Genomic DNA, 20,815 nt, shown 5'->3' on the forward strand with positions numbered 1-20,815 from the left:
TGAGATGCGCCAAGTAACAAATCGCTCCCTAGTCACAACCCTTTTAGGACAGCAATTGGATGAAGGTGAATGCGAAGCAATTACACTTGCGATTGAACTCAAAGCAGAATTGCTACTTATTGATGAAGTCGAGGTAGAGCAAAAGCTGATAGCTTAGGATTGCGGATTACAGGGTTGTTAGGTGTTCTCATCGAAGCCAAACAAAAGGGATTTATTTTAGCTGTTAAACCTCTACTTGATGAGCTAATTGCTAACGCGGAGTTTAGAGTTGCTGACGATCTCTACGCTCGTATTTTAAATACTGTAGCAGAGTAACATAGATACCGTTTAAGCAATGCAAGACGAGCAACACTTGTGGACGGATAATTTTAGAAAACGGAAATGAATACGCGATTAGTCGATTCGCTGGTACAAATCATCGAATCCCTCACCCCAGAAGAACGCATTTTTCTGCAACAGCGACTAAGCAGCCAGCCAATTCAAGTGACAGTCGGTGTCTGCGGGGGACAGCCACGCATTCGCAATACGCGCATCCCTGTGTGGGGACGCTGGTGGCTTTTCGCCAACAGGGAGCAAATGAGGAAGAGTTACTGCGAAACTACCCTACCCTAACCCATGACGATCTAAAAGCTGCCTGGATTTATTACGAACAGCACCAAGAACAATTAGATCGAGCAATCATCACGTTCACTGAGGATGATGATGGTTAAGCTTTACTCTAATGAGAATTTTCCTATGGATATAGTCAGAGAACTGCACCAGTTAGGCTATGATGTCCTAACTTCCTACGAAGCAGGACAAGCAAATCAAGGTATCCCTGATAAGGAAGTTCTAATTTTTGCCACACAAAACCAGCGAATCGTCATCACTCTTAACCGTGACGACTTCATTGCCTTACATAATAGCGGCATTTCTCACAACGGCATCATTATCTGCAAAACTGATAGAGACTATTTAGGACAAACTCAAACTCTCCACGCCTACTTAGAAGATATTAAGTCACAAAGTCTTACTTGGGCGATCGCACTACAAAATCGCCTGATTCGCGTCAAAAAGCAGAACCAACCTAAATCCAGCAGACAAGTTTTCATCATTCAAGAATACCTAAGATAGCCATCAAAGCTGTTGAGCAAACACAAATTTTTAATTTTAAACCAGAACATTCTCACTTCAAACCACAATGTTCTCGTTTCAAACCAAAACGTTCTCACTTCAAACCACAATGTTCTCGTTTTAAACCAAAACGTTCTCACTTCAAACCACAATGTTCTCGTTTTAAACCAAAACGTTCTCACTTCAAACCAAAAATTTCTCGTTTCAACCCAAAACATTCTCACTTCAAACCGAAAATTTCTCGTTTCAACCCAAAACATTCTCACTTCAAACCGGAATATTCTCGTTTCCAACAAAAACGTTCTCACTTGAAACTAAAATATTAATGCTCTGAACTTGGAGTGTCTCACTTGAAACTGAAACACCCAAGCTCAGAGCAACAAGTTTTATGTTTTTAGGTACAAGCGTCGAGTTAATTTCTCGACTTATGAAGTTTGTGGTTGCGCTTTTTTAGCTTTCCGCGCAAATCTTCGCCCTAAATCATCAACCATTGACTCTAAACCCGCGCCTTTACCACTAACTTTGGCATAGTTATATACCATCAAACCCGCCGCATAAGCTTCGCTACCAACAGCCACAGATGTATCATCCACCAGTCCTTGCAGTTGCGTCAACGACAGCATAATGGGGTACAGGGCTTCAAATAGTTCGATATCCTGACGCATTTCATTCAAGTCAAAAGAACGCGGTAAAAAGTCAGGGTTTTGTGTGGCGATTTCCAAAGCTTTACTCACAAACGCCCGACTCTTATCGCCCAGCTTGGGTAAAGCTTTACGTTCCTCGGTTGTCAAATCAATCAAGAACGGTAACTTTTCGCGGATAGTAGTAATAGCTTGCATCACGGCTTCCCTGTCTGCGGAAGAAAGTTTTGCACTGACTTTATTATCTGCCATTTTTCATACACCTTTAATGGGACTAAATTCCAGTATTCCCCAAGTAATTTAGAAAGTAATAGTTATTTATAAGCAATTAAGAAAATTTTTTTTACCTTTAAATAAGTGATATCTTGCTAATTACCAACCTTGAGCAAGTTTCACGATTAGAGTTCAGTGGCATTTCAATACTTTTCGGGTTTTGGGGGAAAGGGGAAAGGGAAAGGGTTTGAATTTACCTTTTCCCCTTTGCCCTTTAACCTTTTCCCAGACCAAAAGAGAGATTGTTAGGCTTATCCGAAAAGTATTGAGTGGCATTTTACCCAAGGAAGCCGAACATTTAGAGATAATAGTAGCAAAGGTAATCTTCAAATTTGGCGTTAGCAGAGCGGTGCATGAACACTTCGCAGCTAGTTGTGGAATAACATTAATTTTGAATGCGTGAATACTTCGGCTACGCTCAGTACAAGTTTTGAATTTTGAATTGTTAATATGACTTCTTCTCCCCATTACATCCCTCAATCTGACCCGCCGCTTCCTCCTTGGGAAACCCTACCAACAATGTATGATTTACCAAGTGACAACCCAGAGGAACCAGGCTTGCCAGACGATTTCCACTTTTTACAACCCTTACTTTTATACTTAACTTTCCAGCCCATGAACTGGAATCCCGAACTAGTTTACAGTGCGGCTGACCTTAATCTCTATTATGATTTACAGCATCCTTTGTGGTATAAGCGCCCAGATTGGTTTGGTGTAGTAGGTGTAGGAAAATTATATAAAGGGTATAAAGGGCAAGACTTGCGGTTAAGTTATGTCACTTGGCAAGAACCAGCAAATCCCTTCGTGGTTGTTGAGTTATTATCTCCAGGTACGGAAGACGAAGATTTAGGCACAAGAAGAGAAAGTGCAGCAGATAAACCTCCTAGCAAATGGGAAGTTTATGAGCGAATTTTGCGGATTCCCTACTATATTGTTTTTAGTCGCTACACTAATGAACTTCGGGCTTTTCAGTTAGTCGGCGGTCACTATGAACCGATGAATTTGACGGAAGGGCGCTTACTAATGCCAGAGATAAATTTAAGTTTAGGCTTATGGCAAGGTTCATTTCGAGATATTGAAAAATTGTGGTTAAGGTGGTTCACTTTAACGGGAGAATTAATTCCTGCACCCACAGAGGAAGCTGCTGCTGCAACTGAACGAGCTATAATTGCTGAACAAGAAGCTACAGAAGCTAGACAAGAAGCTACAGAAGCGAAACAAGAAGCTGCTCAAGCCAAACGAAAAGCTGAACAATTAGCAGAACGTTTGCGCCAGTTAGGCGTGAATCCTGATGAACTAAATGAATTATTGTAGCTTCAGGAGTCTTTTCTGATACGCAGCATCATTTTCTGCTTTTGAGGAATCACTTGTAATGAAAACTTTGATAGCTGATACCGAAGCCGCTATCTGATAATGATATTAGCTCTCAGAAAGATTAATTTTTGAGAGCGATCGCATATTTAGCACTTGAAATACATATAATATTTCTTTCAGCAAGTCTATAGCAACCTCATTTTTTATGAAAAACCATGATGTCACGCTATATCCTTACTGTTCCTCAACCCAGTTTCAATTGGGTAACTATGGGGATAAGGTTCAGCAGCAAATCTCAAAGGCGATGCCCTGAACATTTGCAGATATTACCGCAGACACTGATTATGTTGCAGCGTCTAAAATACTTAAGTATTAGTATTACGATCGAATTACTCAAGTTAAAATCGTCTATTTGGTAACACAAGACCATCAGAAAATTGTAGAAAAGTGTATTTCCTTGGCTTGATAGTGGTGCTAACCTCAATTTAAAGGATGTTATCAGCCCTTATCTGCTAGAGTTTCTGACTTTCAGCAAATTAGATAATTTATCAATAACAAAATCGCTAGGAGTGCGATGATGATGTCACAGTCCCCTATGACAAGACCAGAAATAGCTGCTGGAACTCTAATCGATAACCGCTATATAATCCAAAAACTTCTAGGACAGGGAGGATTGGGACGAACTTACTTAGCATTTGACACTCGTCGGTTTAATGAAGCCTGTGTTCTCAAAGAATTTGCACCCATTGGCACAGGCGAAAGTGGACTGGAACAATATCGGAACTTATTTAAAAGAGAGGCAAAAATTCTTCATCAATTGCAACATCCTCAAATTCCTAAGTTTTTGGCTTGCTTTGAAGGAGATGGTCGGCTATTCCTAGTACAAGAGTATGTTGATGGTAAAACATATTCAAGACTGCTAGGAGAACTGCAACGTCAAGGAAGAAATTTTTCTGAAGACGAAGTTATCCAGTGGCTAAAGAATCTGCTGCCTGTTTTGGAATATGTTCACCAGCACAACATTATCCATCGAGATATTTCTCCAGACAACATCATGTTACCCGATGGCAAGGATCTGCCAGTGCTGATTGATTTCGGGGTAGGCAAGCAAATTGCTGATATTAACGAAGGAAGAAGTTCCAACCACCAGGTAACGTTTGTTGGCAAAATGTCCCTTGTCGGCAAAGTTGGATATGCTCCCCGCGAACAGATTAGTTTGGGTTTATGTTCACCCTCCAGTGACCTTTATGCTTTGGGTGTAACTGCTATTGTATTACTCACAGCTAGAGATCCATCTTTATTAATGGATCAATACTCACTTGAATGGAACTGGCGTGATTATACCTATGTTACTGATGAGTTTGCTCAAGTGCTTGATTGTATGTTGGAAGATAGACCTAACAAGCGATACCAAACAGCCAGCGAAGTTCTTAGAGATTTAGAACGTATTGGAGAACCAGAAATAGCAATATCTTCTGCATTCATGGTTGATGATTTGCCGGCTACAGTATTTAACCCTGAATTTCAGGCTATGTCAGCCATATCGCAGTCATATAACCAACCTGAAGAAACAATTTTTAATTCACCTACTAGTCCACAAAATGGGCGAAAAATTGAACAACAGCAACAATCTTTACTCCAACCAGCATTTATCAAACATTGCCAGCAAGAATTAGCCTATCACATCGGACCAATGGCAAATCTGATTATAGAAGAAATACTAGCTCACAATCCTTATATTTCAGCTGACCAATTCATTGAACTTGTAACTAAGGAAATTCCTAACTTTCAAGCAGCTTTTGAATTCAAAAAAAGCTTATTTTCATAGAAATATAGAAATCATGAAAGTAATACCATTTTTAAAAAAGAATGCGACAAATAGAGCATTTGTAGAGACGCGATTCATCGCGTCTTTACCCAAGGATGTGTTGCAATAATTAATTGAATTGGTATAAGTTTAAGTCAAGATATTTCATAAAAGTAACAAGGTTTTTTAGCAAAGCTACACGCAAGGTCTTCTACAGAAGTCATTGCATTAGCGTAGCAGTAGATAGTTCACGTACCTTTGCAAAGAAGCAAGCTAAATGTAGCCTCTCGTAGAGAGCATCATTATGAATTATTGTAATCGCCTGTACCTCCTTGAGTACGTTTGATTCTTTTCATTGCCATTTCTAAACTTAACTGCATCCGTTTAAAGGCTCTAGCTAAATTACCGATTTCATCATTAGACATCTGCTCAAATTCAACTTCCATATGTCCCGTACTAACTTCTTCGGCTATACGAGTCATGCGTTTGAGAGGAATTACAACTTGTCGATTCAAGAACAAGTTGACTAATAGGATAGTCGCTATAAATATAGCTGATACAATCAAGATAATTAGTAAAGAAGACTGATTTGCTTTATTAATGACATTCTTGGCGGGTACTGATATAATCTGAGCGCCAACAATTTCATTAAGTTTCCACCCAAATCCATTAGCAGCACCATAAAGACTAATCATACTTTGAGGTGCAGCTTCAGGTACGCTATGACAGGCCAGACAGCTTTGTTCAGACACTGCTAAGGGACGAGCAATATAAAAGATATCCCCACCAGGAATTGAGCGAAATCCACTAACTTCTTTAAGGTCTGATTTATTTCTGAACTGTTCTACAATTTCCGTCTCAAAACCGTCAGCCTTATCCCGAAGATTTGTGGGATTGAGAGTTGCTTCTTTATAAAAGAAATCACGGTAGTCTGTTGTTTTCCGTAAAATTTCAAACACTTCTCGTGCTGAGTATCCAGGAACGGTTTGCGGCAAAAATTCAGTAGCCAATTTATCAACTAGCTCTGGATTTACTTGAGTACTGGTATATTTACGAACAGAACTCATTGTTTGAATGAGCATGAGACCAGTGGAGCTAATATCTTGTTTAGCATTCTCCCTCAGTAGAGAAGAAAGAGTAAATCCACTCAAGCTCAAACCAAATGTCAAAATTACTAGTAGCAGAATTGTAAATTTTTGTTTCAAATTTAAATTCTTTAGCATAATTTTAGATTACCTACAAGTCAAATTATTATGAACAAATATATCTAATATCTAAAGTTACTGTTTACTCTAGCATGAGCAATCAAGTTTCATATTTTCGTATAAGGGCATAGTTTAGGCAAAACTATGAGGGTATATTCAAACTTTATACTATTAGTAATTATTGAGGTTAATCAAAATGTTATCTAAGTAACTAAGTTCTCAAAAGCTACAACAGCAATTCAAATGGAATTCCTAAAAATTCGTGTTGGCTGTTCTGATACCGTGCCAAAATAAATACCAGCAATTGTCAAATATTACTAATGGTGTGGAATGCAGGAAAGTCTTTATTCGGGGGACGCTACATTATTGAAAGCCAACTAGGTGAAGGCGGAATTGGCATTACTTATCTTGCCAGAAATCAACGAAATCAACAGCGAGTGATTAAAACCCTCAAAGAAGAAATCCTGAATCACCCCGCCTGGATACTCCACCGAAACAAGTTAAGGCAAGACTTTCGTGATGAAGCAGTTCGGCTGGCTGTGTGCCACCACCCTCATATAGTACAGATAGAAACCATCTTTGATGAAGGGAATTTGCCCTGCATGGTGATGGATTACATCGAAGGGGAAGACTTAGCACAGCGCTTAAGGCGAACAGGGGTGCTATCAGAAGCAGAAGCACTACTTTACATCCGGCAAATTGGCGATGCTTTGACCCTAATCCATTCTAAAGGACTGTTGCATCGGGATCTCAAACCACGCAACATCATGATCCGCATTGATAAATTAGAAGCAGTGCTGATAGACTTTGGCATCGCTAGAGAATTTATTCCTAATACGATTCAAAGGCATACAGTGTATCGTACTCCTGGTTTTGCTCCACCTGAACAGTATGAATCAGAAGCGCCGCGAGGAGAATACATTGATATTTACGCCCTAGCTGCTACTTTGTATAACTTGCTTACCGCAGTTGTACCAACTAGTGCAGATGATAGACGACACAATATCAATTTAGAACCACCACAATATTTTAATCCCAACATCAGCAACAGGGTAAATCAAGCTATTATGTGCGGCATGGATCTGGAGTCAACGTATCGTCCCCAATCTGTGCAAGAGTGGTTGGATTTATTAGGCTCTGAGACAGAGGGGTATGTAACAAAAACATCATCTACTCTAGTGATAAGCCCTAAGCAGCAACTACCTGTACCTATTGTATTAGATCGGCAGAACTGGAAATGCGTACAGACCCTCAAAGGTCATTCTAGTATGGTTCATGCGATCGCCATTAGCCCAGACGGACAATTTATTGCTAGTGGCAGTAATGACAAGACCATCAAACTTTGGCAAGTGAACACTGGCAAGCTAGTGCGTCAACTGGGTCGTTGGTATTCTAGTCATTCCAGTATGGTTCATTCCGTCGCCTTTAGCCCAATCCCAATCTCTTCAAACCTTTCTTATCAAGGCGAATCCGGCAAATCTGCGGGAGTTGCAGACCTAAATCGGGGAATTTTAGCTAGCGGGAGTTGGGATAATACAATCAAATTGTGGGATGTCAACACGGGTAAAGAAATTCGTACTCTCACTGGTCATGCTAATTGGGTAAATTCCGTTACTTTTAGTCCAGATGGCAAGTTTTTGGCTAGTGGCAGCGCTGACTGCACAATCAAACTGTGGCAGGTAAACACAGGCATAGAAATCCAAACTTTCACAGGTCATTCCGACCCAGTTTCGTCAGTCGCCTACTCTCCGAGAACGTTTACAACCAATAGCCAGGATAGACAACTGGTGGCTAGTGGCAGTAATGATTACACGATTAAATTGTGGCAAGTATATACAGGCAGAAACATTTACACATTCACAGGCCATTCTTTCTTTGTCAACTGTATTGCCTTCAGCAAAAATGGGGAAATTATCGCCAGTGGCAGTGGTGACAACACGATTAAACTGTGGCATATAAATACAGGCAGAGAAATTCGTACTCTCATTGGTCATTCTGATTCAGTTTGGTCAGTCGCCTTTAGCCAGGATGGACAATTTCTGGCTAGTGGCAGTTGGGATAACACAATCAAACTGTGGCACATACACAGTGGCAGAGAAATCAGCACACTTACAGGGCATTCTAACTATGTTAGATGTGTCGCCTTCAGTCCCGATGGCCAAACCCTAGTTAGCGGTAGTGATGACGATACGATTAAAATTTGGCGAAGGGGTAGTAAATAATTCGTAATTTTTCTATAAATCTACAGATAGAACTGCGATCGCCCCAAATTTGTGACAATAATGACGGCAACCGTTATTTTTGAACAAAAATAAATTATATGGGCTTTGGTATTGGTGATTTATTCTGGATCTTTCTCCTTCTGACTTCTTTGCAACCCCTTTGGCAAAAACGTCAAATTGAATATCGGCGCTTGCGTGCTTTGCAAGAATTTCAGCAGGAACGCAAAAGTCGGGTGATTTTACTGATTCACCGTCAAGAGTCCATTAGCTTTTTGGGAATTCCCCTATCTCGCTACATTACTATCGAAGACTCAGAACAAATATTGCGAGCAATTCGCCTCACACCCCCAGAAGTGCCGATTGACTTAATTTTGCACACTCCTGGTGGTTTAGTTTTGGCTACGGAACAAATCGCCAGAGCATTAATTCGCCACCAAGCAAAAGTCACAGTTTTTGTACCTCACTATGCTATGAGTGGCGGTACAATGCTTGCCCTCGCCTCTGATGAAATTATTATGGATGCTAACGCTGTCTTGGGGCCAGTTGATCCCCAATTGGGTAATTACCCCGCAGCCAGTATCCTGAAAGTGGTTGAAGATAAACCCATCAGTGAGATTGATGACCAAACCCTAATTATGGCCGACCTATCACGCAAAGCAATTGGGCAGGTACAGCGGTTTGTACGAACTTTGCTAAAAGACAGTATACCTAAGCAAAAAGTTTTGCCAGAAAATATCGAACCGATTATTGAAGCCTTGACAACTGGACGCGTCACCCATGACTATCCCATCACTATTGAAGAAGCAACAGAAATGGGGCTGCCCGTAACCGTCGGACTGCCCCATTCTATTTATGATCTCATGGATCTGTACCCACAGCCACAAGGAGGACGACCCAGCGTGCAGTATATTCCTATGCCTTACAATGACCGCCGTCCAATTCTACCTACACCAAAGGGCAGACCCTTAGAAGAACCAAATCAGATCGCTTGAGCGGCTTTGGGGTAGGAGTTTTTTCTGGCAACTAGGGTGTCGCTGTTGGTGTAGCTGTTGGTGTAGCTGTTGGCGTAGCTGTCGGTGTCGCTGTCGGTGTCGCTGTCGGTGTCGCTGTTGGCGTAGCCGTTGGCGTAGCCGTTGGCGTAGCCGTTGGTGTCGCTGTCGGTGTTGCTCTCGGTGTTGCTCTCGGTGTTGGTTTAGTTGTCGGTTTAGTTGTTGGTTTAGTTGTCGGCTGGCTGAAGAGTGTCTTTGCTTCTTCATTCAGCTTTTGGCGGAGTGCTAAATTAGCAATTCCAGTTTCTTGCAACTGATATTTCTTCTGATACTCCTTCACCACTTCTTCCGTGCGGGAACCATAAAAATGATCGCGCGGTAGGGGAGGATTTGGCTTCACCACTGCATTTAAATTTATGTGCAAAATTTGAACGATGTTAGCAGCGAAATTTTGGGTTTTTGGCCCTGCGATGCCATCAACTGGTTTTAGCTTATAACCAGTCTGAAATTCTCGAATTGCCTTTTTAGTTTCCTCGTCTGTCAAAGCGGTGTTTGTTACCTTGACGTTATAGCCTAATCCCCGCAATACTTCACGGAATTGCTGGGGCGTATAACTTTTTTGAGGGGCTGCAAAACCTGTGTCTGCAATTACCAAACTAGCAGTCATCAGGCAAGTAACAGCAAAGGTTGCGCTTGATTTTCCAAACCCACACCACATACTTAAAAACTCCTTTGGGTCAAATCAGCAGGATCATAAACGTTAACAGCTGCATTTTAAGTTTGTTTAATAACTTTTTTCACGATTATTTAATGAATTTTGAACAAATTGTGATTTTTTTTTGTTAAATTTAGCTAGATGTTTAAACAACAATTTCTGTCATCCATCAAAAGAAGTATCTTGTATTAGCAAAGATACAGTGGTTATCATTTGAAGCGAATATACCCACCCTTTTAACCCAAAACTGCGTTAGAAAATCACATCTGTGCATTAGACTTCTTGGCATTTGTCGGGAAAAGAGGAAAGTGGGGCCCCAAGAAGGGGATAAGGGGCGAGGGGAAGGGGAAAAGGTTCTGCAAAAGTCCCCTTCCCCTTTACCCCAAACCCAATTCCCCACAAATGCCAAGAAGTCTAGTCTCTTTACCTGTGGCTGTGCTGCAATGAGGAGGATTTTCAGCCTATGACTGGAAAAGAGGTTTTAAAGGAGTTTTGTTTTGGGCTGAAGTTGATACCCATGACAGATGTGTACTTCTACTGGGGGTCTACTCGACTGGAAATTGCTGTAATTGGTTAGAAAGAGCAAAAAATTAATAAATGAAAAAATTTATGTTTTAAATACCTCAACAAGTATCATATATTACAAGAAATGAAAAATATAAAATCTTATAAGCAGCGTAATCTTTGGTTTGAAAGATTTATGGCAATTGCTGCGACAGTAAATTTAGGTTTAGTGTTGTTTGATTTAAGTTACGTACCTTGGCGAGATATCTACTTGCGAAAACTTCCTCAAATTACTAAGATTTATGACCCAATTAAAGGTATTGAAAGTCATCGAGACACAAAAAGTTATCTAGAAACAGTAGACGCATTAGAGGAACAAGTTAGGCAAACAGGGTTACAGTCGCCTCAGGTAAATAGCAGGTTAATACAAATAAGTCGTCTTAGTAGCGAGATGATTGACAGTAATCCGTTTGCAGGAGCGAATAAGAGTGGGACGCTGGAGAAAATCAAACAAAGGATGCGATCGCACATCGGTAAAGAATCTGCAAAACAATCCTTTGCTACTTTTTGGAGTCAGCCATACTTATCACAAAATGACTGGCTTGAAGAAATTAATTTTTTTAACAAAAGCATTCGCCCTTTGATCGCCAGTAACTACTACCGCCAAATCGGGGAAAATGGCGATTTTATTGATAAATTCTGGCTTATTGACTTACCTTTTCTGATTTTATTTGGCGTAGAATTGCTGGGGCGCACCTTCTGGCTCAGACGCCAACATCCCGGTTTTAGCTGGTTAGAAGCACTATTGTGGCGTTGGTACGATTTATTTTTACTACTGCCATTTTGGCGAGGGTTGCGAATCATACCTGTATTAATTCGCCTCGATCAAGCGCAGTTATTGAATCTGCATCCAGTGCGAAAGCAACTTAATCAGGGGATTGTTGCCAATTTTGCCGAAGAACTGACAGAAATTGTCGTGGTGAGGGTGATTAATCAGGTTCAGGGTTCAATTCAGCGGGGTGAGTTAACAAACTGGCTCTCGCAACAAGAAAATTTACGTCCCTACATAGATATTAATAATGTGAATGAAGTGGAAGCGATCGCAGGTCTTTTGGTAAAAACAATTGTCTACCAAGTGCTACCTGATATCCAACCTGCGATCGTTGCCATTCTGCGCCACAACATCGAAACCGTTTTCCATCAAGTCCCTGTCTACCGCAACCTCCAGAACTTCCCTGGCGTGGGACAGGCTCAAAACCAGTTAAGCGAACAACTGGCGACTCAAATCACAACTAATCTTTACAAAACTTTAGTTAGCGCTGTTGAAGACCCTGTAGGAGCACAACTCACCAGTCAATTACTAGAAAGCTTCACCAAGGTCTTAGAATCTCAAATCAAGGAAAAACATGTACTCTCAGAAATTCAGAGTTTACTTTTTGACTTCTTAGAGGAAATCAAACTCAACTACGTCCAGCGTTTATCCCAAGAAGACATAGACCAAATTATCGAGCAAACCCGGCAGCTAAGAACACAAGTATCAGTTCCGGTGGTAGTGGATAAAGGTGCTACTCTCCCAAAAATACGGGAAGGGTAGGGAGAGCAGAGGGGCACTTTCAAGGGCAGGCTTTTAGGCTTTCGATAAATAGTTGAGAATGTTCTCAATTATTGAACGTAGTTTTAAGTTCTCAGACAATGGTTTTGGTTTTAAAATCCCAAAAATTTGTCTAATCAAAAAAACCTGCCCCAGAAAGGCAGAGGGGCAGGGGAGAAATCAATTCAAAATTCACGCATTCAAAATTCAAGAACTTCTGCCTTCTGCCTTCTGCCTCCTCTTTTCTAATAGACTTCTTGCAGAAGTAGGGAAAAGGGAAAAGGAATAAAAAACCTTTCCCCTTTTCCCGCAAGAGTGCAAAAGTTACTTTTGCAAGAGGTCTAATGCCCAATCCCCAATACACGACTATAAAAGAAATGCGCTAAACTCGAATTAGGCGAATCATAATTTGGTTCGTCACAAGACTTCTTGGAAGATATACCTATCGCAGGAAGTGGGTCGATGCCCACTTTTTTTATTGAATTCTCTCATGGCTCATCCTTTAGTTCCACAAATTATTGATTTGGCGACACCAGTTGCAGAAGAACTGGGATTGGAAGTGGTTGGCGTGGTTTTTCATACTAACCAAAGTCCACCAGTGTTGCGGGTAGACATTCGCAATCCTGAGCAAGACACTGGGTTGAACGATTGTGAGAGGATGAGCCGTGCTTTAGAAGCCTCCTTAGATGCTGCGGAAATCGTTCCAGATACATACGTCTTGGAAGTGTCTAGTCCTGGTATTTCGCGGCAATTGGTAACAGACAGGGAGTTTATTTCCTTTAAAGGATTTCCTGTTATTATCTCCACAACGCCACCCTACGACGGACAACAAGAGTGGATTGGTCAGTTGATTCGTCGGGATGAGACAGCACTTTATTTAAATCAAAAAGGTCGTGTAGTCGAAATTCCCCGCTCCCTAATTACTAAGGTGCAGTTAGAGGAGCGCCGATAAACAAGTTACTAAGGCTAGAGGCTAGGGACTAGGTATTGGAGGGGCAGAGGAGCCGAGAAGCAAGGGAGACAAGGTGACAAGGTGACAAGAGGTGAGAACTTGCAACAAGTTTTTCCCCTTGTCCCTAATTCTCCTTGTCCCCTTGTCCTCTTCCCTATGCCCAATGCCAATGCCCAGTCTCTAGTTCCTAATTTTTAAAGGAGATTGCTTATGTCAATGGTTACTTTATCTGGATTAAAAGAATTAATTGAAAGTATAAGTCGCGAACGGAATTTACCCCGGCTTGCGGTTCAATCAGCTATAAGAGAAGCACTACTTAAAGGCTATGAACGTTATCGCCGCGCCCAAAATTTAGAGCGCAAACAGTTTGACGAAGATTATTTTGAAAATTTTGAAGTAGAACTCGATATTGAAGGAGAAGGATTTCGCGTTCTTTCTACCAAAACCATTGTTGAAGAAGTAGATAATACAGATCACCAAATTTCTCTAGACGAAGTTCAACAAGTCGCTCCCGAAGCGCAGTTAGGGGACTCTGTAGTGCTGGATGTTACCCCCGACCAAGGAGAATTTGGTCGGATGGCGGCAATGCAAACTAAGCAAGTATTGGCGCAAAAATTACGGGATCAACAGCGCCAGATGGTGCAAGAAGAGTTCCAAGATTTAGAAGGAACTGTTCTCCAAGCAAGAGTCCTGCGGTTTGAACGGCAATCAGTGGTTCTAGCAGTTAGCAGCGGCTTTGGTCAACCAGAAGTAGAAGCCGAATTACCGAAGCGGGAACAGTTGCCTAACGATAATTATCGGGCAAATGCCACCTTCAAGGTATATCTGAAAAAAGTCTCCCAAGGTCAGCAACGAGGGCCACAATTGCTTGTGTCTCGTGCTGATGCTGGTTTGGTAGTTTATCTTTTCGCCAACGAAGTCCCAGAAATTGAAGATGAAGTAGTACGGATTGTTGCCGTAGCTAGGGAGGCAAACCCCCCTTCCCGTTATGTCGGCCCCCGGACTAAAATAGCAGTAGATACTCTCGATCGCGATGTAGACCCAGTAGGCGCTTGTATTGGAGCTAGGGGATCGCGAATTCAAGTGGTAGTCAACGAATTACGCGGTGAAAAAATAGATGTAATTCGCTGGTCGCCAGACCCAGCAACATACATTGCTAATGCCTTAAGTCCAGCACGGGTAGATGAAGTACGCTTAATGGACCCAGAATCACGGCAAACTCACGTACTTGTAGCTGAAGATCAATTGAGTTTGGCTATTGGGAAAGAAGGACAAAACGTCCGTTTGGCAGCCCGTCTGACTGGTTGGAAAATAGACATTAAAGACAAAGCTAAGTATGACTATGCAGCAGAGGATACCAAATTTGCAGCCGTCAGAACAAAATATCAATCAGAGGAATCAGAAGACGACCCGGACTTTGAAGAAGAATTCGAGGATGAAAATCAGAACGAATTAGAAGAGGAAGATAGTTTTGACAATAACGATGATGAATAATTGATTAATTTTGTAAAGTTTTGATAGTGTAAGATTGTAGTCTTAGTCTCAAAAGCTACTTGGTATAAGTAAAAAATAGTAATAATAAACTTATTTTTACTTCCATTATCCTGGACTGAGATGGCAAAGAACCGATGAAACCAAATTATCGGCGCTGTATTAGCTGCCGGAAAGTAAGCTCAAAAGATCAGTTTTGGCGGATTGTCCGCGTCTTTCCATCGGGAAAGGTACAATTGGATCAGGGCATGGGGCGTTCTGCCTATATTTGTCCAGAAACGAGTTGCTTACAAGCGGCTCAAAAAAAAAATCGACTAGGGCGATCGCTACATGCATCAGTGCCAGAAGCACTGTACCAAAGCTTGTCGCAACGTCTAGCGCGCAGTAATACCCAAAACCAAATTTAATTGGAACAACTTTGTGACGTAATCATTAAAGGAATTGTGTCAAAAGCCGAAGTCGCGCTTTCATCACACTCCCTATAGATCGTTAAGGTTAGTGCCAAAATAGTAAATGGGTGTAAAAGGCATTCGGCTCTCCAATAACGAGGGGCGAGGCAACATTCCCAGAATAAAATGTAATCGATTGTGTTGTGGAAGACTCAGAATCAACAAAACAAGAAACTACAAAATGGCAACCTGGTAGCGCTCAGGCGCAGTTCGGCGTCAAGGATTCCTATAAAAATCTTTTATTTAAGAAATTTTTATGGGTATCCCTCAACCATCATTCCTGGTGGGGATGCCATTATTAAACCGAAACATCTCTCTTTCCTGATTGGAGGCACCGGCAAAAACTGAACGGCAGTCTAAAAACAGTAATCCAAGGATGGAGATGTCGCAAACCAGGCAACCATCCGCTAAAACTGTAAATTAAAGGGGAAGAGTGGATGAACAACGGCAAAGTTAGAATTTATGAATTATCAAAGGAATTGAATTTGGATAACAAAGAGCTACTAGCAATTTGCGACCAGCTCGATATTGCGGTCAAAAGTCATAGCAGCACGATTTCAGAATCCGAGGCAGAAAGCATCCGGGCGGCAGCAGAAAAGCTAGCAGCCACGAATGTGTCAGCCAAAAAGGAACTAGGTACAACCAGCCATAAACCAAATTCACCACCCAACGGCGGACGTAACCGACCTGCTGCACCCCACAAACAGCAAATTTTGGAAATACGCAAACCCAAAATATTGAGAAATACTACTCCCAACGCCCCAGAGGCGTCACTTGCTAACAATACCCAAGCTGCCTTGTCTGAAGCTAATCCTCCCTCTCCGCCACGGCCTTTCGCTACACCAGTCTCACCCCAAAAACCGGCAGCACCAACTCGACCTGTGCCCCGGACTCAATCTGAGACTCAAGAGCAACCTTCGATCGCTAACTTGGAACAAACGCCTAATCCAAGTCCGGCACCGGAAAAAATAGCATCCCAAAAACCGGAAAAAATAGTTCCACCTAGACCAAAATCGGAAAAACCGATCAAACCACAACTAGTTGCTCCTCCAGCCAGACCTGCGGCAGAAGAAGCCCAGGTGGTAGATGAGCCGCCAGTATCTCAGGCAGATAAACCGATCCTCAAGCGCGACCAACGGCAACGACCCACAGAAGGCGATCGCGAACAAATTAAGCCGAGAGTCGCTAAACTGCCAACAGACCAGTCTCCACCAAGTGCGCCACAAAGGGCAAGTCGTCCCACCCCTGCACCCAGCAGACCAGAGCAGAGAGCTAATAGACCATCTGCTCCATCACAACTGGGAGAGGGGCAACGACCCAGACCGGCACGTCCAAGTGAAGCAGTAGCAGCCGCAATGCCGATCGCTACTCCCCCCAGGCAGATGTCAGGCATAGCGAGCAAATCTCAAGGATTGGGTGATGAACCAGTCACACCCGATCTCCTCGATTTGAAACGCCCAAGTCCACCTCGACCGACCAAAGGCGGCAAAAAGTGGGTAGAAGAGGAAATAATTGACGAAGTTAAAGAGAAGTCAAAAGCTGGCGTCAAAGGTAAGCGAATCAAGCCGATACTGGATGATGAGTTTGAAGAAGATTTGCTGGATGATGACGATATCGACTCACCAGCCACAGTCCAAGTCAGCCTTTCTATCGCTCGTCCTCCCAAACCGAAAGCGACTCGACCTGTACAGATACCAGGTGCAACCCTTGCTAGCGCCCCAACTGCAAGAGCCAAAAAGTCTGGTTCTAGGTCTGGTTCCAAGTCTGGTTCTGGACGCGACAATCACCAAAACCGTCGCCAAGAAGGCGAGACAAAGCGCGAACGCCCCGAAAAAGTGACGATCACAGGGCCGTTGACTGTGCAAGAACTGGCTGACGTATTAGCCGTTCCCGATACAGAGATTGTGAAAATCCTGTTCCTTAAAGGTATGGCGGTGAGTATCACTCAAAATCTGGATATTCCGACAATTACCCTGGTAGGAAAAGAACTAGAAATAGAAGTCGAAACCGCCGAACGAGAAGCAGAAGCTCGGAAAATTACGGAAATGGTCGGTGCAGAAGACCTAGAACATCTCCACCGCCGTCCGCCTGTCGTGACAATCATGGGTCACGTAGACCACGGAAAAACAACCCTGCTCGACTCAATTCGCAAAACCAAAGTGGCTGCTGGCGAAGCTGGTGGGATCACTCAACACATTGGTGCATACCATGTGGATGTAGTACATGAGGGCAAACCACAGCAGATAGTCTTCCTGGATACTCCTGGTCACGAAGCCTTTACAGCAATGCGGGCCAGAGGAGCGCGGGTAACAGACATTGCCGTGTTGGTAGTAGCTGCCGATGATGGTGTCCGTCCTCAAACCATTGAAGCCATTAGCCACGCCCAAGCTGCGGGAGTGCCAATTGTTGTTGCAATTAACAAAATTGACAAAGAAGGGGCACAGCCAGAACGCGTTAAACAAGAACTTACTCAGTATGGTCTGACCTCAGAAGACTGGGGTGGTGATACGATCATGGTTCCCGTGAGCGCCATCAGAGGTGAAAACCTGGATACGCTCTTAGAGATGATTCTCTTAGTAGCAGAGGTTGCAGAACTATCTGCCAACCCAGATCGTACCGCCAAAGGAACTGTGATTGAAGCACATCTGGATAAAGCTAAGGGAGCAGTTGCTACATTGCTAATTCAGAATGGTACCCTGCATGTGGGAGATATCTTGGTAGCTGGCTCGGCTTTCGGTAAAGTTCGGGCAATGGTAGATGACAGAGGCAAGAGAGTAGAGATTGCTTCTCCTTCATTTGCCGTCGAGGTACTAGGTTTAAGTGATGTGCCAGCAGCCGGCGACGAGTTCGAGGTCTTCGAGAACGAAAAAGAAGCCAGAACGCTTGCTAGCGATCGCGCCGACAGACAACGCCTATCCCGTTTGTTACAGGGGTCGTGTTACCCTGACAACGCTCTCGGCTCAAGCACAAGAAGGCGAGTTGAAAGAACTCAACTTGATCTTGAAAGGAGACGTACAAGGTTCGGTAGAAGCCATTGTGGGAGCGCTCAAGCAAATCCCGCAAAACGAAGTCCAAATTCGGATGTTGTTGGCTACTGCTGGGGAAATCACCGAAACAGATATCGACTTAGCAGCTGCTAGTAACGCTGTAATTATCGGCTTCAACACCACCTTTGCCAGTGGTGCTAGACAAGCCGCCGATGAAGCAGGTGTCGATGTCCGGGAATATAACGTAATTTACAAACTCCTAGAAGATATCCAAGATGCCTTGGAAGGTCTTTTGGAGCCAGAGTTGGTGGAAGAACCCTTGGGTCAAACCGAAGTCCGTGCCGTCTTCCCAGTCGGTCGTGGTGCGGTTGCCGGTTGCTACGTTCAATCTGGCAAGCTAGTTCGTAACTGCAAAGTCAGGGTGCGACGCGGCGGTAAGGTGATCTATGAAGGCGTTCTTGACTCCCTAAAACGGATGAAAGAAGATGCTCGTGAGGTCAACGCCGGTTATGAATGCGGTGTTGGTATCGATAAATTCAATGATTGGGTTGATGGTGATATCATCGAAGCCTATCAGATGGTTACGAAGCGCCGCACTCTTACCTTAACGAGATAGTGTTCAGGGTAAAATGGTTAGAAGTTAGGAGTAATAAATTAAGAGTTAGGAGTTAAAGACTGCTAATTCCCAACTCCTAACTCTTAACTCATAACTTTTTAAAATATGCATTCATTTCGCTCTGAACCTATTTTGTGGATTCACGTCGCTGGATTAGCGACGTTGCCTGTTTTTTTAGTACTCTGCTTATTGTTCTTGTCTGTAGGCGAGCCATTTTTACCAGTTTGGATGGAGCTATTCTTAGTTGCCGCTATTGGTGTTCTCCCCCTGCTATGGATGCAGTTGCGTCGCCCCTTTTATATATTTGCTCTTTTAGGAATAGCCCAAAAACCAGAAAATCTGACTGAGCGGCAGCGAAAAATTCTCTGTTTAATTAATACAAAGGTAAATCGGATTCTGGCATTGGTGGCAGCAGCCTTGTCGGTTTTGATACTGTGGTATCTTTACCAAATTGCCCCATTAGTAGCAGATTCAGCTAAATTTCTCCCACAATGGCGCAGTCTTGCACTAGTGCTGGCGGGATTAGCATTTTTGGGTGGCAATCTATTTTTACAAGTACCTGTGAGTGTAATGCGAGTTTTGGTGACGAATGACACAGAATTTGCTGGCATAGAACCATTATCTTTAGAAAAGATTAAGCAAGATTTCACAATTTTAGGGGTGCGAGTTAATCAAATCGTGCCTCGATTATTACAATCCTTGTTTAAGATAAATACAGATTCGTAGCAGCCCGTAAAGTATATTATTTAACTTTAAAGGGCTACAAATAAGTATCAGAAGAATCAGAAGATGCAGGGGTGCAGCACTTCTCTACGAGATGCTGCGCGTAGCTTGCTTCCCCGGAGGGGTACGGCTACGCTCAGTGAACGAGGAGCGGGGAGATGAGGGAGTGAGGGGGCAAGGAGATAAACAAAACTCCTAACTCTTGTACAGACGCGATTAATCGCGTCTCTACTAACTCTTAACTCAGCACTGGCTCAACGCCGATCTGACGCTAACAGCACTCCTAAGCCCTGTTTGCCCCATTACCAATATCCAGTTACCGTTGAAGAAAAACAAAGGAATGAGGAACTATGGCTCAAATTCCAGCTTCTAGCGATCGCCAATTTTCTGCCGATACTGAAATTTGGTATAGCCTCAAATGTGCGATCTCCACTAGTTCCGGTTTTCAACGCTGGCAACTAGAACGCGATGCTCAATTAGAGGGAATTCGCTTAGAACATCAGGTACAACGGTATTTAAGAGAAACTTTAGAAACTTTAGCTTACTAAAGACCAAATAAATCTTGTAGGTTTGTTTGCAAACGACGGAGTTGACGGTATGCACCCTGCAGGCGATCGCCATCAACTTCCACTTCATTTGTGGGATAATTCTTAATAATTTCAATCAGCGACACTTGCCCGTCTTGATTCGCAGCAAGTACCAAAGCGGCTCGTAAAGCTTGCCGATTTGCTCTTTGAGACGGTGTAGAAATAACTTGACTAACTCGATCCAAAATAATATTACCAATCTGGCTATTGAGCACTTTATCTAAAAATTCAGAGTTTACCTTTATTGGCTGTGTTAAATACTGACGAATGGCTTTGGGGGTCTTGTCGCGCCAAAGCTACATTAACTTTTAGTAAACCTGAGAGTTCACCTGTTTGGGCAAAGGTGGATATTTCCTCTACAGAAAGTGATTCACGGAAAATACCATACTTCAGCACTACTCGTTCTGCCGCAAAGGCAGCAGGAGTGGACAAAAACAGAAGACAGATAATGCTTACTAAAACTAAGACGCGATGCAGCCATAAAAAATTAAAATGCATTTCTCTCGATTTCCAATAAGTTTGCTTTTTTTGTGATGATATTCCAGCAGAATTAGTTGCAGCATCTAGCTTTAGAGAATACTAAAAATCGCCTCATCTTCATAGTGCCCCTCAGAAAATGTTCTGAATAACCCAATA

The 20,815-nt window shown here is 42.8% G+C and carries 20 protein-coding genes and 1 pseudogene; 16 read left to right on the forward strand and 5 right to left on the reverse strand.

Going from position 1 to position 20,815, the window contains the following annotated elements:
• Positions 1-4 precede the first annotated feature (4 nt).
• From NSTCB13_RS22245 to NSTCB13_RS22265, 5 genes are all read left to right on the forward strand, one after another.
• Positions 5-157, forward strand: a complete 153-nt coding sequence (locus NSTCB13_RS22245) for a hypothetical protein (RefSeq protein ID WP_448273817.1) — start codon at positions 5-7, stop codon at positions 155-157.
• Between the two features lie 2 nt (positions 158-159).
• Complete coding sequence (locus NSTCB13_RS22250; RefSeq protein WP_448273818.1) at positions 160-315, forward strand: DUF3368 domain-containing protein; 156 nt, start codon at positions 160-162, stop codon at positions 313-315.
• Positions 316-381: 66 nt separating this feature from the next.
• A complete protein-coding gene (locus tag NSTCB13_RS22255; protein WP_448273819.1) occupies positions 382-612 on the forward strand; it encodes a DUF433 domain-containing protein in 231 nt (76 codons plus the stop codon).
• The gene (locus NSTCB13_RS22260) at positions 552-710 is read left to right on the forward strand and encodes a DUF433 domain-containing protein (RefSeq protein WP_448273821.1); all 159 of its coding nucleotides are present in this window, start codon (positions 552-554) and stop codon (positions 708-710) included. Before NSTCB13_RS22255 ends, NSTCB13_RS22260 begins: the two co-directional genes overlap by 61 nt.
• Positions 703-1,113, forward strand: coding sequence for a DUF5615 family PIN-like protein (locus NSTCB13_RS22265; protein WP_448273822.1), 411 nt, complete (start codon positions 703-705; stop codon positions 1,111-1,113). The genes NSTCB13_RS22260 and NSTCB13_RS22265 overlap by 8 nt, the downstream gene beginning before the upstream one ends.
• A 425-nt stretch (positions 1,114-1,538) precedes the next feature.
• Here NSTCB13_RS22265 and NSTCB13_RS22270 read toward each other — a convergent pair whose 3' ends face one another.
• Positions 1,539-2,006, reverse strand: coding sequence for a hypothetical protein (locus NSTCB13_RS22270; protein ID WP_445630723.1), 468 nt, complete (start codon positions 2,004-2,006; stop codon positions 1,539-1,541).
• Between the two features lie 471 nt (positions 2,007-2,477).
• Here NSTCB13_RS22270 and NSTCB13_RS22275 point away from each other — a divergent pair, with 471 nt between their 5' ends.
• Positions 2,478-3,341, forward strand: a complete 864-nt coding sequence (locus NSTCB13_RS22275; protein ID WP_448273824.1) for a Uma2 family endonuclease — start codon at positions 2,478-2,480, stop codon at positions 3,339-3,341.
• 580 nt (positions 3,342-3,921) lie between these two features.
• Positions 3,922-5,169 (forward strand): protein kinase domain-containing protein, encoded by a 1,248-nt coding sequence (locus NSTCB13_RS22280; protein ID WP_445630721.1) that lies wholly within the window; start codon positions 3,922-3,924, stop codon positions 5,167-5,169.
• Positions 5,170-5,450: 281 nt separating this feature from the next.
• Here the strand turns inward: NSTCB13_RS22280 and NSTCB13_RS22285 are convergent, their stop codons facing one another.
• The gene (locus NSTCB13_RS22285; protein WP_445630720.1) at positions 5,451-6,371 is read right to left on the reverse strand and encodes a c-type heme family protein; all 921 of its coding nucleotides are present in this window, start codon (positions 6,369-6,371) and stop codon (positions 5,451-5,453) included.
• Positions 6,372-6,673: 302 nt separating this feature from the next.
• Here NSTCB13_RS22285 and NSTCB13_RS22290 point away from each other — a divergent pair, with 302 nt between their 5' ends.
• Together NSTCB13_RS22290 and NSTCB13_RS22295 are read left to right on the forward strand one after the other, a co-directional pair.
• A complete protein-coding gene (locus NSTCB13_RS22290; RefSeq protein WP_445630719.1) occupies positions 6,674-8,575 on the forward strand; it encodes a protein kinase domain-containing protein in 1,902 nt (633 codons plus the stop codon).
• Between the two features lie 98 nt (positions 8,576-8,673).
• On the forward strand, positions 8,674-9,567 hold the full coding sequence (locus NSTCB13_RS22295; protein WP_445630718.1) for an SDH family Clp fold serine proteinase: 894 nt from the start codon (positions 8,674-8,676) through the stop codon (positions 9,565-9,567).
• Positions 9,568-9,598: 31 nt separating this feature from the next.
• Here the strand turns inward: NSTCB13_RS22295 and NSTCB13_RS22300 are convergent, their stop codons facing one another.
• Positions 9,599-10,282 (reverse strand): peptidoglycan-binding domain-containing protein, encoded by a 684-nt coding sequence (locus tag NSTCB13_RS22300; protein ID WP_448273825.1) that lies wholly within the window; start codon positions 10,280-10,282, stop codon positions 9,599-9,601.
• A gap of 646 nt (positions 10,283-10,928) precedes the next feature.
• Between NSTCB13_RS22300 and NSTCB13_RS22305 the strand changes: the two genes are divergently transcribed.
• From NSTCB13_RS22305 to NSTCB13_RS22335, 7 genes and pseudogenes are all read left to right on the forward strand, one after another.
• Complete coding sequence (locus tag NSTCB13_RS22305) at positions 10,929-12,377, forward strand: hypothetical protein (protein ID WP_448273827.1); 1,449 nt, start codon at positions 10,929-10,931, stop codon at positions 12,375-12,377.
• A gap of 487 nt (positions 12,378-12,864) precedes the next feature.
• The gene (gene rimP, locus NSTCB13_RS22310; RefSeq protein WP_322697628.1) at positions 12,865-13,326 is read left to right on the forward strand and encodes a ribosome maturation factor RimP; all 462 of its coding nucleotides are present in this window, start codon (positions 12,865-12,867) and stop codon (positions 13,324-13,326) included.
• Positions 13,327-13,536: 210 nt separating this feature from the next.
• A complete protein-coding gene (gene nusA, locus NSTCB13_RS22315; RefSeq protein WP_445630715.1) occupies positions 13,537-14,820 on the forward strand; it encodes a transcription termination factor NusA in 1,284 nt (427 codons plus the stop codon).
• A gap of 134 nt (positions 14,821-14,954) precedes the next feature.
• On the forward strand, positions 14,955-15,224 hold the full coding sequence (locus NSTCB13_RS22320; protein ID WP_322669753.1) for a YlxR family protein: 270 nt from the start codon (positions 14,955-14,957) through the stop codon (positions 15,222-15,224).
• Positions 15,225-15,703: 479 nt separating this feature from the next.
• A pseudogene (gene infB, locus NSTCB13_RS22325) lies at positions 15,704-18,869 on the forward strand (translation initiation factor IF-2).
• Between the two features lie 105 nt (positions 18,870-18,974).
• Complete coding sequence (locus NSTCB13_RS22330; RefSeq protein WP_445630713.1) at positions 18,975-19,595, forward strand: low-complexity tail membrane protein; 621 nt, start codon at positions 18,975-18,977, stop codon at positions 19,593-19,595.
• Positions 19,596-19,942: 347 nt separating this feature from the next.
• Complete coding sequence (locus NSTCB13_RS22335; protein ID WP_322660560.1) at positions 19,943-20,140, forward strand: hypothetical protein; 198 nt, start codon at positions 19,943-19,945, stop codon at positions 20,138-20,140.
• Here NSTCB13_RS22335 and NSTCB13_RS22340 read toward each other — a convergent pair.
• Both NSTCB13_RS22340 and NSTCB13_RS22345 read right to left on the reverse strand, forming a co-directional pair.
• Entirely contained in the window at positions 20,137-20,394 is a 258-nt protein-coding gene (locus tag NSTCB13_RS22340; protein ID WP_448273829.1) for an alpha/beta hydrolase, read from the reverse strand. The two genes, NSTCB13_RS22335 and NSTCB13_RS22340, sit on opposite strands and share 4 nt — an antisense overlap.
• Positions 20,395-20,407: 13 nt before the next feature.
• On the reverse strand, positions 20,408-20,677 hold the full coding sequence (locus NSTCB13_RS22345) for an alpha/beta hydrolase (protein ID WP_448273830.1): 270 nt from the start codon (positions 20,675-20,677) through the stop codon (positions 20,408-20,410).
• Positions 20,678-20,815: the final 138 nt, after the last annotated feature.

The sequence above is a fragment of the Nostoc sp. DSM 114160 genome (assembly GCF_053470305.1).